This is a genomic window from Clostridium sp. CX1 (assembly GCF_025398335.1).
Taxonomy (GTDB): domain Bacteria; phylum Bacillota; class Clostridia; order Clostridiales; family Clostridiaceae; genus Clostridium_AM; species Clostridium_AM tanneri.
Genome location: NZ_JAODOO010000015.1, coordinates 72,869 through 87,748, shown reverse-complemented (window position 1 = coordinate 87,748; position 14,880 = coordinate 72,869). Strand labels below are relative to the sequence as shown.

Genomic DNA, 14,880 nt, shown 5'->3' with positions numbered 1-14,880 from the left:
TATATTGAAAATAACAATTTTAAAAGAGCACCCTTAAAATAATAATCAAGGTTGCTCTCTATACTTAAATTTCTAACTTTAATACTTTTGCAACATATTTAGCAGTACTCGCTTGAACTCCTAAGGTTATGATTATAGCCATGAAAGTTACTGCAGATATAATCTCTGAATTATTAATTTTCATACTAGCCAGCATTCCAACTAATGCTGCTGGAATTACACCTGTTTCTCTAGTCCACATAAGATACAGTATCTCCCTAAAACTCCACTCTGCCTTTTTATCTAGAATAACAGAAAAAATTACACTAACTGGTCTCGCTATAAATATAAATAATACAACTACAAGAAGTGCCTGTGCCCAATACCTTCCTAAGACTGCAAAGTTTATCTGGGTTCCTAGAATTACAAATATCATTATTCTGATTATCATAATTAAAACTTCTTTAAAACTAATGTGGATGTTCTCCTCTTCTCCTTTTATGGATAGTCTAAAAATATCCTTATTTCCGCATACTATCCCAATTATAAATACTGCCATAAATCCACTAAAATGAAAGTGCTCTGCAATAATATATCCTCCTAAAACTGCAGCTACTGCAATCTCTCCTGGATAACCAGTTAAGAAACTATGTTTTTTTTCACCTACTAAAAATGTAGCAGCATAACCAACTATTAATCCTATAACTACACCTCCACCTGCCTTTAAAAGTAGTTCCCAAGCACTTCTGCCAACAGAAAAAGTACCACCTTCTATTATTCCTAAAATAGTAAAGGTCATAATAGCCCCTGCTGCATCATTAAAGGCTGATTCAGAAATTATGGTCTGTTTTAACTTGTTACTTATATTCATGTTTTTAAAAAGAGGGACAAGCACCGATGGATCTGTAGATGCTATAACTGCTCCCAGTAATAAAGCATAGATAAGGTCTATTTTCAATATCTTATAGGCAAAGTACCCAGTAATAAATGTTGATATCAATACACCTATGGTTGCTAGTAGCAAAACAGATATCTTAACTTTATTTAATATCCCAAGTTGTACCTCTCTTCCTCCATCATAGAGTATATATGCTGCTCCAAAAGTTAGTATTAGTTGATTTTCTACTGAATAACTCTCAAAACCTATTAAGTTTAACCCTTGAGGTCCTAAAAGAATTCCAGCTACTATGAATAAAACTACATCTGGAAGCTTTATCAACTTACTTAACCTAGCACAGATTACGCCAGAAACGATAGTTATAGATAATATTTTCATTAAATTATTTGCTAATAAAACTGTATTTTCCTCCATGTTATTCCCTCCATTAAAGTATAGATAGCCTTATTTTTCTGCATTTATGTATTTCTATTCAGAAAGCTCGTATTTACTGTAATTATGTTAGTATTATTTATAGGACGAGCTGTTAATGGGAGAGTTATATAACTTACCTAACATAGATAGTAAATTAGAGAAGTAACTTAATAGCCTGTATATCCAGATAGATACACAGGCTACTAAGTTTTCATTCTTATTTTTAGTTTTCTTTTTGCTATGGCTATTCTGCTGCTAGCACCTACTAAACTTATCATATAGCTTTTTAAATATTCTTAGATGAACTTCTTCATCAGCTATAATCCTTGCAAGCAGCTTTCTAATATATTTATCCTTAATTACACTCATATGATATCTGTAGTTCCTAATAGCTTCTGTTTCAGCCTTAATGTCCTCTATAAGCATAGCTTTAATCTTATCAGCAAAATTAACATAGCCTGCATTCCATACCTTACCACAAGGACAAACTGAGCTTACAAATGCAGGTTTAACTCCTAAAAGCTTAATAGTCTCCCCTAATAACTCAAGATGCTTCATCTCAGTTATAGAAATCTGTCCTATAATTTCCGCAAATTCTTTATATCTATCATCACTTACAAAGTGTTGATAGGAATAAAGAGAAACTGCTGTAAACTCACTGACTGCACCAGCGTAATCCTGAAGAAGTAAATTAGCGTAATAAATATTTTTTCCCTCTACCTTTGGTTCTGGATAACTTCCTTCAGCCTTATATTTGGTATGTTTAGAAATATCTCCAGGCATAATACCCCCTAAAATATAAATTAATACTTTATATAATATGAGGAATTTCTTCTACTTATTACCCTTTAGCATCTCTGCTATTGCTGAAATACTTCCTAGAGATGATACTGCCTCATTTGGAAGTATTAATTTATTTGCAGGATTTTTAGCCATTTCTTGAAGGGCTTCAACTTGTTTTAAGGCTATTACTGTTTCATTTGTACCAGATTCTATAATAGATTTATTCACCACTTCTATAGCCTTAGACTGCGCCTTTGCCACTTCTTCAATGGCTCTTGCCTTACCTTCTGCCTCAAGTAACTGAGATTCCTTTAAACCTTCTGCTCGTCTTATATTAGCTTCCTTCTCTGCTTCTGCTTGTAGGATTTTAGCCTGCTTTTCACCTTCTGCTCTAGCAATTTCACTTTGCTTTTGTCCTTCCGCCTGAAGGATTGCTGCTCTCTTATCACGTTCAGCCTTCATTTGTTTTTCCATAGCCTCTTGAATTTCTGCTGGAGGCATTATATTTTTAATTTCAACGGATAGAATCTTAATTCCATAGGCATCTGTTATGTCATCAACTACTCTCAAAAGCTCTGAATTTATCTTATCTCTACCGGATAAAACTTCATCTAAACTCATATTACCTACAATATTTCTCATATTAGTTATAGCGGAATAGATTATACCAGACTTATAATCTTCTATATTATATATAGCATCCCTTGGAGACATTACCTTATAGAATATAACATTGTCTACCGAAATCTTTACATTATCCTTGGTTATAACACTTTGTGGTTCGATATCTAGTATTTGCTGTTTTGTAGAAACCTTCCTTCTGACAAAGTCTGCAAAAGGAATTATTAAATGCCAACCTGGTTCTAACACCCTGTGAAACTGACCAAACCTTTCAACGATATTTACATATCCAGTATTTACAATCTTAATGGATGAAATCAACGTAGTAATTGCCATTATCAAAATAACCAATAAAAGAATTTTTCCCATTCTTAAACACCCCTTAAATTTTTTTAATAATAATTCTGTTTCCTTTAACCTCGGTAATTTTTACTTGGTCACCCTTTTCTATTGTCTCTCCATCATTTACTGCCTGCCAGTAAACTCCGTCAACTCTTATCTTTCCCTCTTCTAAAATATCCTCATCTACTGTTAGTATCTTTCCAACATAAGTTTCCTCTCTAACTGGAGTTCTTTTAACTGAGCTCTTTATAGTTCTTCTTGCTATAGGATAGCCCACTGCCATTGATATTCCGCTGACAACTATAAAGGTTATAAGCTGTGCTATAAAAGAAAAATCAAGGGTCTGCATAATAATTGCTGCTATAGCTCCCACAGTAAACCATACAAATAAAAAAGAACTTGTAGCAATATCTATAGCTAATGCTGCTCCTCCAACAATGAGCCATAGAATTATAGAACTAATCATAAGATCCCCTCCTTTATTAAATAAGTTATGAACTCCACCACTAACTAATTACTACACTATACTAAAACTAAATCACTACTTTTTATAATTTCCATCACTATTCTTATTTCCCCAATAGGCATCATTATAGTTAATCATTATATGCCCAGCAAGTAATATAAGTACAATTCCTCCTAAGACTTGAAATGGCATAGAAGTAGCTAAATCTTTTAAGTATTCCATGATTCCTTCTCCTTCTTAGACCTTGATATAATTTTTCTTAATAGATTAATCTATATAATAATCATACAGCATGTCTTGTAATAAATAAAGTTGTAACTAATCACAATATAGGTTATTTAATACCATATAACATTAATTTGTACACTTTTTTAAAGACTATCTTTTATTATCTTAAGTTTATAGTTATTTACATTATAAACCATCCACTTTTATAGCATAAAATATATCTTCTATGCTGTGATGACTAAATGCTGATTAAGAACTTTATTTTTAATAGTATGTATACCATGTAATATTGCTTGCAAAAATAAAGTCTATAGATGTCTCTATTATATTAATCTATAATTTGACAATTACTACTTTATACTCGATAATTGAATTAAATAATGATACATTAATAGTAAAATCTATTATGGTTGTTTAATATATATTACATACTAAGGGGATGATATTTTGTCAACAGATGGCTTTATAAAAGTGGCTGCTGCATGTCCTGTAGTAAATGTAGCGGACATAGAATTCAATGTAAAAAATATAAAAGAATGTATAAATAGGGCTTTAGATCAGGAAGCTAAATTAGTAGTTTTTCCGGAATTAGCCGTTACTGCCTATACTTGCGCTGATCTTTTTACTCAAAAACTCTTATTAGATAAATCCTTAGAGGCTATTGAAGATTTATGCATTTATTCCAGAAAAAAGGATTTGCTTATAGCAGTAGGAGCTCCTCTTGTGCACAAAAACTGCCTGTATAATTGCGCTTATATAATTTTTAAAGGAACAATTCTTGGAATAGTTCCTAAAAGCTACATACCAAATTATACTGAATTTTACGAAAAAAGATGGTTTACCGAGGGAATAAATATAGTTAGTAAAAGAACTGATTTATATTTCCAAGAAAATATTCCCTTTGGCACAAATCTAATCTTCACTAGTGGAATTTTTAAATTCGGTTTTGAAATATGTGAAGATTTGTGGACTGTAATTCCTCCAAGCAGTTATTTAAGCTTGATAGGTGCTAATATAATAGGGAATCTTTCTGCATCTAACGAAATTGTAAGTAAGGCAGATTACAGAAAGGATTTAGTTAAATCCCAAAGTGCTAGATGCATTTCTTCTTATATATACTCTTCCTCTGGAGTTTTTGAATCTTCTACAGACTTAGTTTTCAGTGGAGATTTACTTATAGGAGAAAATGGCGTTCTTCTAAAACATAATGATAGATTTCAAAGGAAAAATGAGGTTATTACTTCTGTTATAGATGTAAGCAGACTAAATAATCAAAGATTAAAGAATGTAAGCTTTAGAGATAGTGTAAAATTACTTCCTTTTGAAGCTTTAGAAATAAACTTTAAATTCAGCGATACAAAAATTACAAGCTTTGATAGGTATGTTGATAAACATCCTTTTGTACCTTCTGATGAGGCTCAAAGAGAAGTACGTTGTAGAGAGATATTTAACATACAGACTGCAGCCCTTGCTAAGAGAATAACTCATACAAATTTAAGAAAAGCAGTTATAGGTATTTCCGGTGGTCTTGATTCCACCTTAGCTCTCTTGGTTATTGTAAAAACCTTTGATATGCTTAATATACCTAGAGAAAATATTATCACTGTAACTATGCCAGGCTTTGGAACTACAGACAGGACCTATAATAATGCAGTAAACTTATGTAAACACCTAGGTACAGAATTTAGAGAAATTAATATAGTGGATGCCTGTCTTCAACATTTTAAAGATATAAAACACCCTGTGGAAAAACACGATGTAACCTATGAAAATGTTCAGGCTAGAGAAAGAACTCAAATTCTTATGGATATAGCAAACAAAGAAGCTGGTCTTTTAATTGGAACTGGTGATTTGTCAGAATTAGCCTTAGGCTGGTGCACTTATAATGGGGATCACATGTCCATGTACAGTGTAAATTGTTCAATTCCTAAAACTTTAGTAAGATACTTAGTTCGCTATGTAGCCCAAAAAGAAGTGGAAAAAGATATTTCTGATATACTTATGGATGTATTAGATACTCCTGTAAGCCCTGAGCTTCTTCCAAAGGATAAAGAAGGAAATATTGCCCAAAAAACAGAAGACATAGTAGGACCTTATGAGCTTCATGACTTTTTCTTGTATCATTTCGTAAGACAAAGTGAAACACCTGAGAAGATACTATTTTTGGCAAAGGAAGCCTTTAAAAATGACTATGATGAAGATACCATTAAAAAATGGCTTGATATTTTTATAAAAAGATTTTTTACTCAACAATTTAAACGTTCAGCTATTCCCGATGGTCCTAAGGTTGGTACTGTAAGTCTCTCCCCTCGAGGAGACTGGCGAATGCCGTCAGACGCAAGTTATAAACTTTGGCAATAATTGTAAAGGCACTAGTGAAACACTAGTGCCTTTTGTAAAAGGGAGAACTTTATATAAAGCTCATTCAGCGCATAATACTATGCTACAGTAAATTTATGTAGTAATTATTTAGTTTTTAATAACATTTTGTAAACTTTTTAATGATGCCTTAGCTTTTATTTTTCCTTCTTAATGCAAATATACTAAATATGGCTAAAGGCATAATAAGATAGCCTACTAAGCATAAAAAGCTATAGAAGTTTAAAAAATTAAATAATCTAATTAAATTTTCACTTTCATAATAGGCAACAGCGTAGACCACAAGGGTAATGCTATAGGGTAAAAAATCCATATTATATAACTTTTCTGCTTTTAGCTCTTTCAGTACATTTATCAAAGCAAAAAAGGTTACAATATACTTTGCAAACCATCCCGCTAAAACCTGAAATATTACATAAAATTCACCACTGGCTATAAAGCCAAAATAAGATATTAACTGTGTTTGAATTAGTTTAGGGTATACAAGCAAATTTCCTCTCTCTATGGCAAAGGTTGTAATTATTCCATTTGTAGATGCTATAATCATTTGTACTACAAAAGCACTACTTATAAAGGCACATCGTCTTAAATTCTTGGTGCTTTTTATTTCCTTTAAATAAGCTATAGCTATAAAAATAGAACTGTAAAGCCCTATAACCTTAATTACTGCTAATATAAATCCATAGGTGATTCCATTCTCCATAATTGGAAATAACCTTCTATAATCCTTAAAGGGTGCAGTTAAAAAATATAAATTAATACCGTTTATTATAGAAATAACTATAGCTATCATTATCACAACTATTGCAGCGTTTTTGCCTTTTTTAATTATATATAAACCTGGCAGAGATACAAAAAATAATATGTACCATTGTGGACTTTCAATAAATAGATTGGTATGTATAACACTAGTTTCTACAGCAGCACATTCTACCATTGTTATAAATAACATAATTGCAAATAGAAACAGAAAAAGATTTCCAACTCTCTTACCTAATGCCCCTTCAAATACCTCCTTTAGACTACTACACTTTTTCTTTGACCATACCTTCATAACATAATCACAACTTATAATTATAATTAATCCAGCTGCTGCCACTACCAACCAGCTGTCTCTTCCCGCATTTTTCATAAATATGCCTGGGTAGGTTTTTAGTGAAACGATACCAGAAGCACATATTATAAAGAGCAAGTGCTTGTGACTGATTTTATCCATAGGCTACCTTCACTCCTTATGCTAAATATTGTCATAGCCATATTATTTACTAAATAGCGAATGTTATCCTCAAAATAACAAATACTAAAAAGGGTGATGTTATGGATGAATATTTAGAATATATACTAGATAAGCTAAAAGATAATATTGACTTAAATCACAGACAAGTTCTTTGCAATAAAGGGGTTATACATATGTTTTATATTGATAATCTCTGTAACGGTAAACTTATAAGTGATACTATAATCGCTCCTTTTGTAAGAAATAAAAATATAGAAGCAGATATTGACTTTATAAAAAAGGATGTAATATACAGCAGTTCTGTTGGAGAGATAAAATCCAAGGATGAAGCATTAATTCATATACTATCTGGTGACGTAGTTATCCTCTTTGATTTTATATGCGATGTAATATACTGCGAAGCTAAGGGTTTTAGTAAACGAAGCATTACTACTCCAATAACTGAAGCAGTTATAAAAGGACCTAGAGAAGGCTTTAACGAAGCAGTAGTTGACAATGTTTCACTAATAAGGAGAAAAATTAAGAATCCTGACTTAAAGATTGAAAGCCTATATGTTGGAGAAAAATCCAATACCATAGTTATGATAGCTTATCTTAAGGATGTTGCACCAGAAACTCTAGTAAAACATATAAAGGAAACTATAAATAACACAGAGATAGATTTTGTATTAGATGTAAATTATATAGAAGAAAGTATTAAGGCGAAAGGTACTTTTTTTGATACTGTAGGCTATACTGAAAAACCTGATATTGCTGCTTCAAAGATATTTGAAGGCAGAGTTGTAATATTAGTAGATGGAAGTCCTTTTGCTTTAACAGTTCCTTATTTTTTCTTTGAAAACTTTCAAATGGCAGACGACTACTATTTAAACAAATATTATACTAATGCAACAAGATTAATAAGGTTAGTAGCCTTCTGTTTAGCAGTATTATTGCCTGGCTTCTATATAGCAATAAACTCCTATCACTTTGCCCTGATTCCACTAGTATTTATATTTAGGCTGGCTTCTTCTAGAGCAGATGTTCCTTTTCCCTTGGTACTAGAGGTTTTCATAATGGCCTTCTTTTTTCAGTTGTTAAGAGAGGCTGGTATAAGACTTCCCCAACCAATAGGTCAGGCAATGAGTATCGTAGGTGCTTTAATATTAGGTGACGCTGCAGTTGGTTCTGGTCTTGCCTCTCAGAGTACAGTAATTGTTGTTGCTCTTTCTGCAATATCTTCCTTCTTAATACCTAAACTTTACTCTGGATTGTACCTATGGATTTTTATTGTAACAATATTGTCCTCATTGCTAGGGCTAATGGGGTTCTTTGCATCCTTTTTTATGTTAATTGCTCACATTGCTTCTTTAGATAGTTGTGGTTATCCTTACTTTATGCCTTTTGGTACCTCTAATGACTTTAAGTATAAAGACTTATTTATGAGAAAAGACCTTAAAAATATATCTAAAAATATTTTATATAAGGATGATAAAAAATGAAAAAAATTCTCTTATGCTTTCTTATACTTACCACAGTTTTATTTAGTGGATGCTTTAATTATAGAGATATAGATAAGGTTCTTTTCGTAACAGCTGTTATCGTAGATATAGATGGTAATGGCGATCCTGTACTTTATATAGAGGCCTTCAAACCAAGCAGAGGTGGTCAGGGTTCCTCTGGAAAAGGAGAAAGAGTGCTATTTGAGGGAACAGGTAAGACTATCTTTGAAACGGTAAGGGATATAAATCTATCCTCAAGCTATAAACTAAACTATACCCAAAATAGAGGTATTATTTTTACTGAAAAAGCTGCCGAAAAAGGTTTAGAAAATTTTATAGATTTTTTTGATAGAGACCAAGAACTGGTTATAAGAGCCGATATTGCAATTTTCAAAGGTGATCCTAAAAGCCTGCTAAATTCCAAGCTAAAGGAACAGGAGTATATTGGTTTATTTATACATGACTTAATTTACAATATATCTGCTTCATCTAGGGGAGTTGTTCTGAGACTTAATGATTTTCTAAATAAAATGTACACCCGTAATAAAATTGCAGTTATTACTACTATAGCAATAAAAAAAGATCAGCCAGAGGATAAAATAGAGGTTTCTGATGCAGCTATACTCCGGGATTGTAAACTAGTAGATATGTTAGACAGACGTCAAGGAGAAGGTTATAACTTTCTAATGGATAACATAAAGGGAGGCACACTGGAGGTTACTAATCCAGATGCTCCTGACAAATTTATAACTCTTGAAATATTAAATAGTAAAACAATTACCAAGATAAATTTTGACGGTAAAACAATCCATTTAAAAAAGATAATTAATACACGAACCAGCATTGGAGAGGCTCAGGATAAACTTATATTTTCAAAGGATAAACTTAATAAAATAGGTAATAATGCAGAAAAAAATATATCTAGAGAATGTACGAGAATATATGAAGAATATAAAAAGAAGAATTTAGATATCGTTAATATAGAAGAAGAATTTACTAGAAAATACCCTAAAAAAAAGATAGATAATGTACTGTTTAATAGCCAATTAGAACTGGAAGTGCATGTGGAGGTGGAAGGCTCTGCAGATAAAATGGACTTTAGATATGGAGGGAAGTAATCACTTCCCTCCATAACCATTATTACTTGTAAATATCAACCAAAAGTCCTGATATATCGTCGATAGTTGCTGCAACATTTAAGTTATCCTTTTGCTCATTTACAAGCATCTGGGTAAGTTCTTCAAGCTTTTGATCGATGGTATCTACAGTTATAAAATACTGTGTCTGCCAAAAACTTATATCTTTTTTAACACCATACATAAAGCTTAAAACAGAATCTAAATACTCTTTTATCATTTTTTTATAGGCCTTTACATCAACATAGGATTTAGTTATAGCTAATCTATTTCCCTTCTTTTTTATATTATCAAACATCTCCTTAAGCTGTTCTTCTGACTTTTTCTGCATCTGTGAATTAAAGCTTTGAGAAAAGTCTTTTTTTACAGATAAATTCTTTTTCTCAGACGGCACAGAAGCACTTCTTCCAACTCTGGATATTTCCATAACTCTACCTCCATACTTCATTATGTATATAAATTGTACTAATTTTCTTATGAAATATCTATATATAAATATTCGTATTATTATTGGTTATAGTTAAATATTTTTTCTTCTGAAAAATAAGTTAAAAAATAAAGGTCAGATAGACTTAATCTATCTGACCTTATTATTCTAAATTCAAACTATACTAATCCTTTTTCATAAGCTTCTATCATCTTTTTAACCATGTTACCACCTACTGAACCAGCTTCTCTTGCAGTTATATCTCCATTGTATCCTTCTTTTAAATCTACTCCAACCTCTCTAGCTGATTCCATCTTAAATCTGTCTAATCCTGCTTTAGCCTCTGGTACTAATACTCTGTTACTTCTGTTTGACATAATAACATTCCTCCTTTTATCCACCTATTATTTAATCCATCTTAATCTATTTTTTCTAAAGTCAAATTATAATGTTGCTTTTACAACTTAACTTTATGTTATAAGTTTGCACAGTTTGAGAAATAATACTCCTTTTAATTGAAGGTAAATATGTAAGTCTTTATTTAATTAGTATAAAAATAACTGCTATATTTTCTCTTAATTTGTACACCCTACTTATTGAGGTGAGTATTAATGGAAAACACAAAGAACAACAGAAATAATTATAACGAAGAATTTGCTACTGAACAGGATGTTTCAGGAGGAAATACTCTAGAGAATCAAGTATCTAATGAGGAAATGCTTTACAGAAAAAAGGAAGAATATGATGCCAAATTTACCCTTTATAAAGGCTCAATACTTCCAGAGGACCAGCGTTAACAACCTTTTTTCTTAAAACCTCCAAAATTTGAAGATGACTAAGTAAAGAAGACTGATGAAAACTCAGTCTTCTTTACTTTTTTAATCTTATGATATAAAGTAATATTATGCAAAAAATTCTATAACTTAGTTATATATAATTTTAAAATATAAAATGAGGTGATTTGCTTGAAAAAGCTTTTATCTATGTTTTCCAGCTTCTTTAAAATAGGAGCTTTTACCTTTGGTGGTGGTTATGCAATGATTCCATTAATTCAAGCGGAAGTAGTAGAAAACAAAAAATGGATTGAAAAGGATGAGTTTTTAGATATTCTCGTTATAGCTCAGTCTTTTCCAGGTGCTCTTGCAGTTAATACTTCTATATTTATAGGTTATAAAGTAGGGGGAGCAGTAGGGGCTATACTAGCCTTACTGGGGACTGTTCTGCCTTCCTTTTTCATAATACTGCTTGTAGCTTCTTTTTTTATGCAGTTTAGAACTAACTACTATGTGGATTTAGTATTCAAAGGTATAGGTGCTGCAGTGCCAATGCTAGTTTTAATCGCAGTAGTTAGTCTTTCTAAATCAGTGGATAAAAATTATACAAACTTACTAATAGTCATTATAACCGTTGTCTGTATTACCATTATAGATATTCATCCGGTACTAGTCATAGTTGTATCTGGTCTGTACGGTTACATATTCTTCAGGAAGAAGGTGAAATAAATGCATACTATGTTGCAGATATTTTGGTCATTTTTCAAGATAGGTGCTTTTAGCTTCGGTGGTGGATATGCTATGCTTCCTTTAATAGAAAGAGAAATCGTTACTCATAGACAATGGATTAGCTATAAGGATTTTATCGATATAATAGGCATTTCTCAAATGACACCGGGCCCTATTGCCATAAACTCTGCTACCTTTGTAGGGTATAAAGTTTCAGGATTTCTTGGCAGCGCCGCCGGAACCATTGGAGTAACAGCTTTTTCCTTTATTCTTGTTTCTATCGCTACCCACTATATAATTAAATTCAAGGAATCGAAAACTATGAAAGCAGTGCTCCTTGGAATGCGTCCTGCACTAATAGGACTTATAATCTCTGCCTTCTTATCCCTTGCTAAAGAATCTTATCATGATATAAAGAGTATTATTATAGGTATTTTCATAATGGCTATCCTTTTATCTAAAAAAGTGCATCCTATTTTAACCATTGTGATTGCCGGTATTGCAGGCATATTACTCTACAGATAAAATATCTTACAGTTATACGTATAAAAGCAAAAATAAGGTTAAGTCCACTAGTTCATAAATCCTGTGAATTATTTATGTAGCTTATATACGTTGCCAATCATTCCATGAGCATACTATGAATTACAGAATGTATAAAAGTGGGATGAAAAGCCTTATTTTATCGACTTTTCATCCCACTTTTGTAAAGAAACAAGGGCAGTTATTTATTTAATTTTAAACTCTCCAGTAAGTCTCTGCAAATCTACTGCAATACCTTTTAATTCTTCTGCAGTTTCCGAAACACTGCTAATTACTATACCCTGATTTTCTATAGTTGCAAAAACTTCCTCTGACGCAGCAACTGCTTCCTCTGTTATTGATGATATTTCCTCAACAGAGATTACAACTTTACATTTACTTTCATCTATTTTTTCTATACTTTCTGCAAGAGAATTTATTTTGCCGAAGATATTTTTTATTTCTTTATCTATTATTTCAAAATACTCACTTGTATTCTCAAGAGCTTCATTAGATTCTCCTAAAATTATATTAGCCCTATTCATTTTATTTTCAGTATCTATTATATCCTTTTGAATTTCAGCTATAATTTTTCCAATGTCCTCTGTTGATAGGGAGGTTTGCTCTGCCAGCTTTCTTATTTCCTCTGCTACAACTGAAAATCCTCTCCCCATTTCCCCAGCACGAGCTGCTTCTATTGCTGCATTTAAAGCTAACAGATTGGTCTGTTCTGCAATATATTTTATGGTGCTTACTACATTACTTATGGAGCCGGATTTATTTGATAGTAACCCAATGCTGGATGAAACACCCTTAGTAATATTATTATTGATTTGAAATTTATGTTTTAAATTATCAACGGACTCTGACATTTCTTTAGTCATATTATCTGTTTTATATACATACTCTCTTACCTTATTGGAACTATTTACTACTTTGTCAATATCTTCTGCAAGGTCCATTAATTTACATAATCCCTGCTGAGCTGTCTGCGACTGCTTACAAGCACCTTGTGCTAACTCATTTGTAGCTAAGGATATTTCAGAAGATGATTTAGTTGTTTCATTCATTGCATAGGCTAAATTATTAGAATACTCTGCTGCCTTAGAAGAGTTATTTACTAAAGTCTCTACTATATTTCTTAAAAAAGCTCTCATATCCCCTGTTGATTTCGCAATTACTCCTATCTCATCTTTCCTGTAAGACAATTTTTCAAAACTTTCATCATAAACTAAATCTAGTTTTGCAGTTTTATCTATAAGTTCTGTAACCTCCATAATGGGATTAGCAATTACCTTTCCTACAATTCTAGCAACTATTACAGCTGTCACTATACCAATGATAATAAATAAGATAACCAGTAAAATTACAATATTCATCTGCTTAAGTACTTCCCTTTGAGGAACGTCTACTAACATAATATATCCGTTAACTAGATGTGTATAAACTAATATTTTATTATTATTTTGATACTTATAATCAACTATTCCTGATTTGTTTTTATTAATTTCCTCTGTTAAGAATTTTAGGCTTCCATTATCTATTTTAGCAAAATTATTATTCTTCTCTTGATTTTTTGAGGCTTCAGTTACAGTATCCACATCTCTATTTGCCTCTTTCTTTAAGAGTTTAGCCTTTATTGTACTAATGAAACTACTCTTCTCTACTTCTCTAATTTGTGGCTCTACCAAAAAATCATAATTTTTATTTACTAAAGCAACATATCCGCTGTCATATATTCTTGTTGATTTTATTTCTTTCTGAAAGTAATCAAAGTTAATATCTATTCCTACTACGCCAACTAAAACATTATTCTTATATATTGGAATAATGTATGATGTCATTGATATGTTAAGCTTTGAATCAACGTAAGGATCAATCCATATTGGCTTTTTCTCTTTGATAGGCTTATAGAACCACTCCATGTCATTGTTATCCTGTGAAAATTCTTCTAGAGACTCCAGCTGCTGTGCCTTAAATTCACTATTACCTTTCTTTTTTACAAACCACGCACCGTATACCCCTTTGGCAAGCTCCGGGTTAATATAAAAATACACACTTTGGGCTCCATTGGTAGTTTGTCCAAAACCTTTTACTATGTTTTTTATACTATTTTCATATTCCTTGCCATAGTTTATGTCTAAATTTAACCTTTCTATATCAACAGAAGAACTTATAGTTGTTGCTAGGTTTTCAACGGAGTTTTCCACATTTTCAATGGTTCCATTAAGCTCTATTTCCTTGTTTTCTGCTACTAAAGAAAGATTTTTTTTAGCTAGGTCTTTTATAATTGTACTACTTTTTACTATGCTAATTCCTCCAACTATAATGGCTACCATAGTTGAACAGGTAACAATAGCCGCTATAATTTTGTTTCGAATATTTTTTCCTAGAAAACCTTTTAGTTTCATCCTTTGTTCCCCCTGATAAAGTTGCAATATGCTTTTTTAGACACTATTCTATTT

General features: G+C 31.7%; 15 protein-coding genes. 6 read left to right on the top strand and 9 right to left on the bottom strand.

From position 1 onward, the window contains the following. Positions 1 to 64: 64 nt before the first annotated feature. The 5 genes from N4T77_RS15615 to N4T77_RS15595 all read right to left on the bottom strand — a co-directional run bounded on the left by N4T77_RS15615 (position 65) and on the right by N4T77_RS15595 (position 3,725). Positions 65 to 1,291 (bottom strand): sodium:proton antiporter, encoded by a 1,227-nt coding sequence (locus N4T77_RS15615; protein ID WP_261672763.1) that lies wholly within the window; start codon positions 1,289 to 1,291, stop codon positions 65 to 67. Between the two features lie 255 nt (positions 1,292 to 1,546). After that, complete coding sequence (locus N4T77_RS15610) at positions 1,547 to 2,074, bottom strand: ferritin family protein (RefSeq protein ID WP_261672762.1); 528 nt, start codon at positions 2,072 to 2,074, stop codon at positions 1,547 to 1,549. Between the two features lie 51 nt (positions 2,075 to 2,125). Then, positions 2,126 to 3,064: an SPFH domain-containing protein gene (locus N4T77_RS15605; RefSeq protein ID WP_261672761.1), complete on the bottom strand. Its 939-nt coding sequence runs from the start codon at positions 3,062 to 3,064 to the stop codon at positions 2,126 to 2,128. Positions 3,065 to 3,077: 13 nt separating this feature from the next. Beyond that, positions 3,078 to 3,503, bottom strand: coding sequence for an NfeD family protein (locus N4T77_RS15600; RefSeq protein ID WP_261672760.1), 426 nt, complete (start codon positions 3,501 to 3,503; stop codon positions 3,078 to 3,080). A 75-nt stretch (positions 3,504 to 3,578) separates the two neighbouring features. After that, complete coding sequence (locus tag N4T77_RS15595; protein WP_261672759.1) at positions 3,579 to 3,725, bottom strand: hypothetical protein; 147 nt, start codon at positions 3,723 to 3,725, stop codon at positions 3,579 to 3,581. A gap of 453 nt (positions 3,726 to 4,178) precedes the next feature. Here N4T77_RS15595 and N4T77_RS15590 point away from each other — a divergent pair, with 453 nt between their 5' ends. After that, positions 4,179 to 6,092, top strand: a complete 1,914-nt coding sequence (locus tag N4T77_RS15590; protein ID WP_261672758.1) for an NAD(+) synthase — start codon at positions 4,179 to 4,181, stop codon at positions 6,090 to 6,092. 148 nt (positions 6,093 to 6,240) lie between these two features. On the opposite strand, the gene N4T77_RS15585 is transcribed toward N4T77_RS15590, so the two are convergent. Beyond that, positions 6,241 to 7,326, bottom strand: coding sequence for an endospore germination permease (locus N4T77_RS15585; RefSeq protein ID WP_261672757.1), 1,086 nt, complete (start codon positions 7,324 to 7,326; stop codon positions 6,241 to 6,243). Positions 7,327 to 7,427: 101 nt separating this feature from the next. Between N4T77_RS15585 and N4T77_RS15580 the strand changes: the two genes are divergently transcribed. Both N4T77_RS15580 and N4T77_RS15575 read left to right on the top strand, forming a co-directional pair. Beyond that, positions 7,428 to 8,828 (top strand): spore germination protein, encoded by a 1,401-nt coding sequence (locus tag N4T77_RS15580; protein WP_261672756.1) that lies wholly within the window; start codon positions 7,428 to 7,430, stop codon positions 8,826 to 8,828. After that, positions 8,825 to 9,946 (top strand): Ger(x)C family spore germination protein, encoded by a 1,122-nt coding sequence (locus N4T77_RS15575; protein ID WP_261672755.1) that lies wholly within the window; start codon positions 8,825 to 8,827, stop codon positions 9,944 to 9,946. The genes N4T77_RS15580 and N4T77_RS15575 overlap by 4 nt, the downstream gene beginning before the upstream one ends. A gap of 22 nt (positions 9,947 to 9,968) precedes the next feature. Here the strand turns inward: N4T77_RS15575 and N4T77_RS15570 are convergent, their stop codons facing one another. Then, a complete protein-coding gene (locus tag N4T77_RS15570) occupies positions 9,969 to 10,391 on the bottom strand; it encodes a YaaR family protein (protein ID WP_261672754.1) in 423 nt (140 codons plus the stop codon). A 179-nt stretch (positions 10,392 to 10,570) separates the two neighbouring features. Continuing rightward, on the bottom strand, positions 10,571 to 10,768 hold the full coding sequence (locus tag N4T77_RS15565) for an alpha/beta-type small acid-soluble spore protein (protein WP_261672753.1): 198 nt from the start codon (positions 10,766 to 10,768) through the stop codon (positions 10,571 to 10,573). Between the two features lie 234 nt (positions 10,769 to 11,002). On the opposite strand from N4T77_RS15565, the gene N4T77_RS15560 reads away from it, so the two are divergent. The 3 genes from N4T77_RS15560 (at position 11,003) to N4T77_RS15550 (ending at position 12,418) form a co-directional block, all read left to right on the top strand. Then, positions 11,003 to 11,188 carry a hypothetical protein gene (locus N4T77_RS15560; protein WP_261672752.1) on the top strand — a complete coding sequence of 62 codons (186 nt, stop codon included), beginning with the start codon at positions 11,003 to 11,005 and terminating at the stop codon, positions 11,186 to 11,188. Between the two features lie 168 nt (positions 11,189 to 11,356). Next, positions 11,357 to 11,893 carry a chromate transporter gene (locus N4T77_RS15555; RefSeq protein ID WP_261672751.1) on the top strand — a complete coding sequence of 179 codons (537 nt, stop codon included), beginning with the start codon at positions 11,357 to 11,359 and terminating at the stop codon, positions 11,891 to 11,893. Continuing rightward, a complete protein-coding gene (locus N4T77_RS15550; protein WP_261672750.1) occupies positions 11,894 to 12,418 on the top strand; it encodes a chromate transporter in 525 nt (174 codons plus the stop codon). It abuts the gene before it with no gap. 203 nt (positions 12,419 to 12,621) lie between these two features. Here the strand turns inward: N4T77_RS15550 and N4T77_RS15545 are convergent, their stop codons facing one another. Further along, on the bottom strand, positions 12,622 to 14,826 hold the full coding sequence (locus N4T77_RS15545) for a methyl-accepting chemotaxis protein (protein ID WP_261672749.1): 2,205 nt from the start codon (positions 14,824 to 14,826) through the stop codon (positions 12,622 to 12,624). Positions 14,827 to 14,880 lie beyond the last annotated feature (54 nt).

Bases quoted from the DNA above. Each gene is read 5' to 3' on its own strand.
- N4T77_RS15565 (WP_261672753.1), bottom strand. From the start codon at position 10,768: ATGTCAAACAGAAGTAACAGAGTATTAGTACCAGAGGCTAAAGCAGGA.
- N4T77_RS15615 (WP_261672763.1), bottom strand. From the start codon at position 1,291: ATGGAGGAAAATACAGTTTTATTAGCAAATAATTTAATGAAAATATTA.
- N4T77_RS15600 (WP_261672760.1), bottom strand. From the start codon at position 3,503: ATGATTAGTTCTATAATTCTATGGCTCATTGTTGGAGGAGCAGCATTA.
- N4T77_RS15610 (WP_261672762.1), bottom strand. From the start codon at position 2,074: ATGCCTGGAGATATTTCTAAACATACCAAATATAAGGCTGAAGGAAGT.
- N4T77_RS15570 (WP_261672754.1), bottom strand. From the start codon at position 10,391: ATGGAAATATCCAGAGTTGGAAGAAGTGCTTCTGTGCCGTCTGAGAAA.
- N4T77_RS15550 (WP_261672750.1), top strand. From the start codon at position 11,894: ATGCATACTATGTTGCAGATATTTTGGTCATTTTTCAAGATAGGTGCT.
- N4T77_RS15575 (WP_261672755.1), top strand. From the start codon at position 8,825: ATGAAAAAAATTCTCTTATGCTTTCTTATACTTACCACAGTTTTATTT.
- N4T77_RS15545 (WP_261672749.1), bottom strand. From the start codon at position 14,826: ATGAAACTAAAAGGTTTTCTAGGAAAAAATATTCGAAACAAAATTATA.
- N4T77_RS15605 (WP_261672761.1), bottom strand. From the start codon at position 3,064: ATGGGAAAAATTCTTTTATTGGTTATTTTGATAATGGCAATTACTACG.
- N4T77_RS15595 (WP_261672759.1), bottom strand. From the start codon at position 3,725: ATGGAATACTTAAAAGATTTAGCTACTTCTATGCCATTTCAAGTCTTA.
- N4T77_RS15580 (WP_261672756.1), top strand. From the start codon at position 7,428: ATGGATGAATATTTAGAATATATACTAGATAAGCTAAAAGATAATATT.
- N4T77_RS15560 (WP_261672752.1), top strand. From the start codon at position 11,003: ATGGAAAACACAAAGAACAACAGAAATAATTATAACGAAGAATTTGCT.
- N4T77_RS15585 (WP_261672757.1), bottom strand. From the start codon at position 7,326: ATGGATAAAATCAGTCACAAGCACTTGCTCTTTATAATATGTGCTTCT.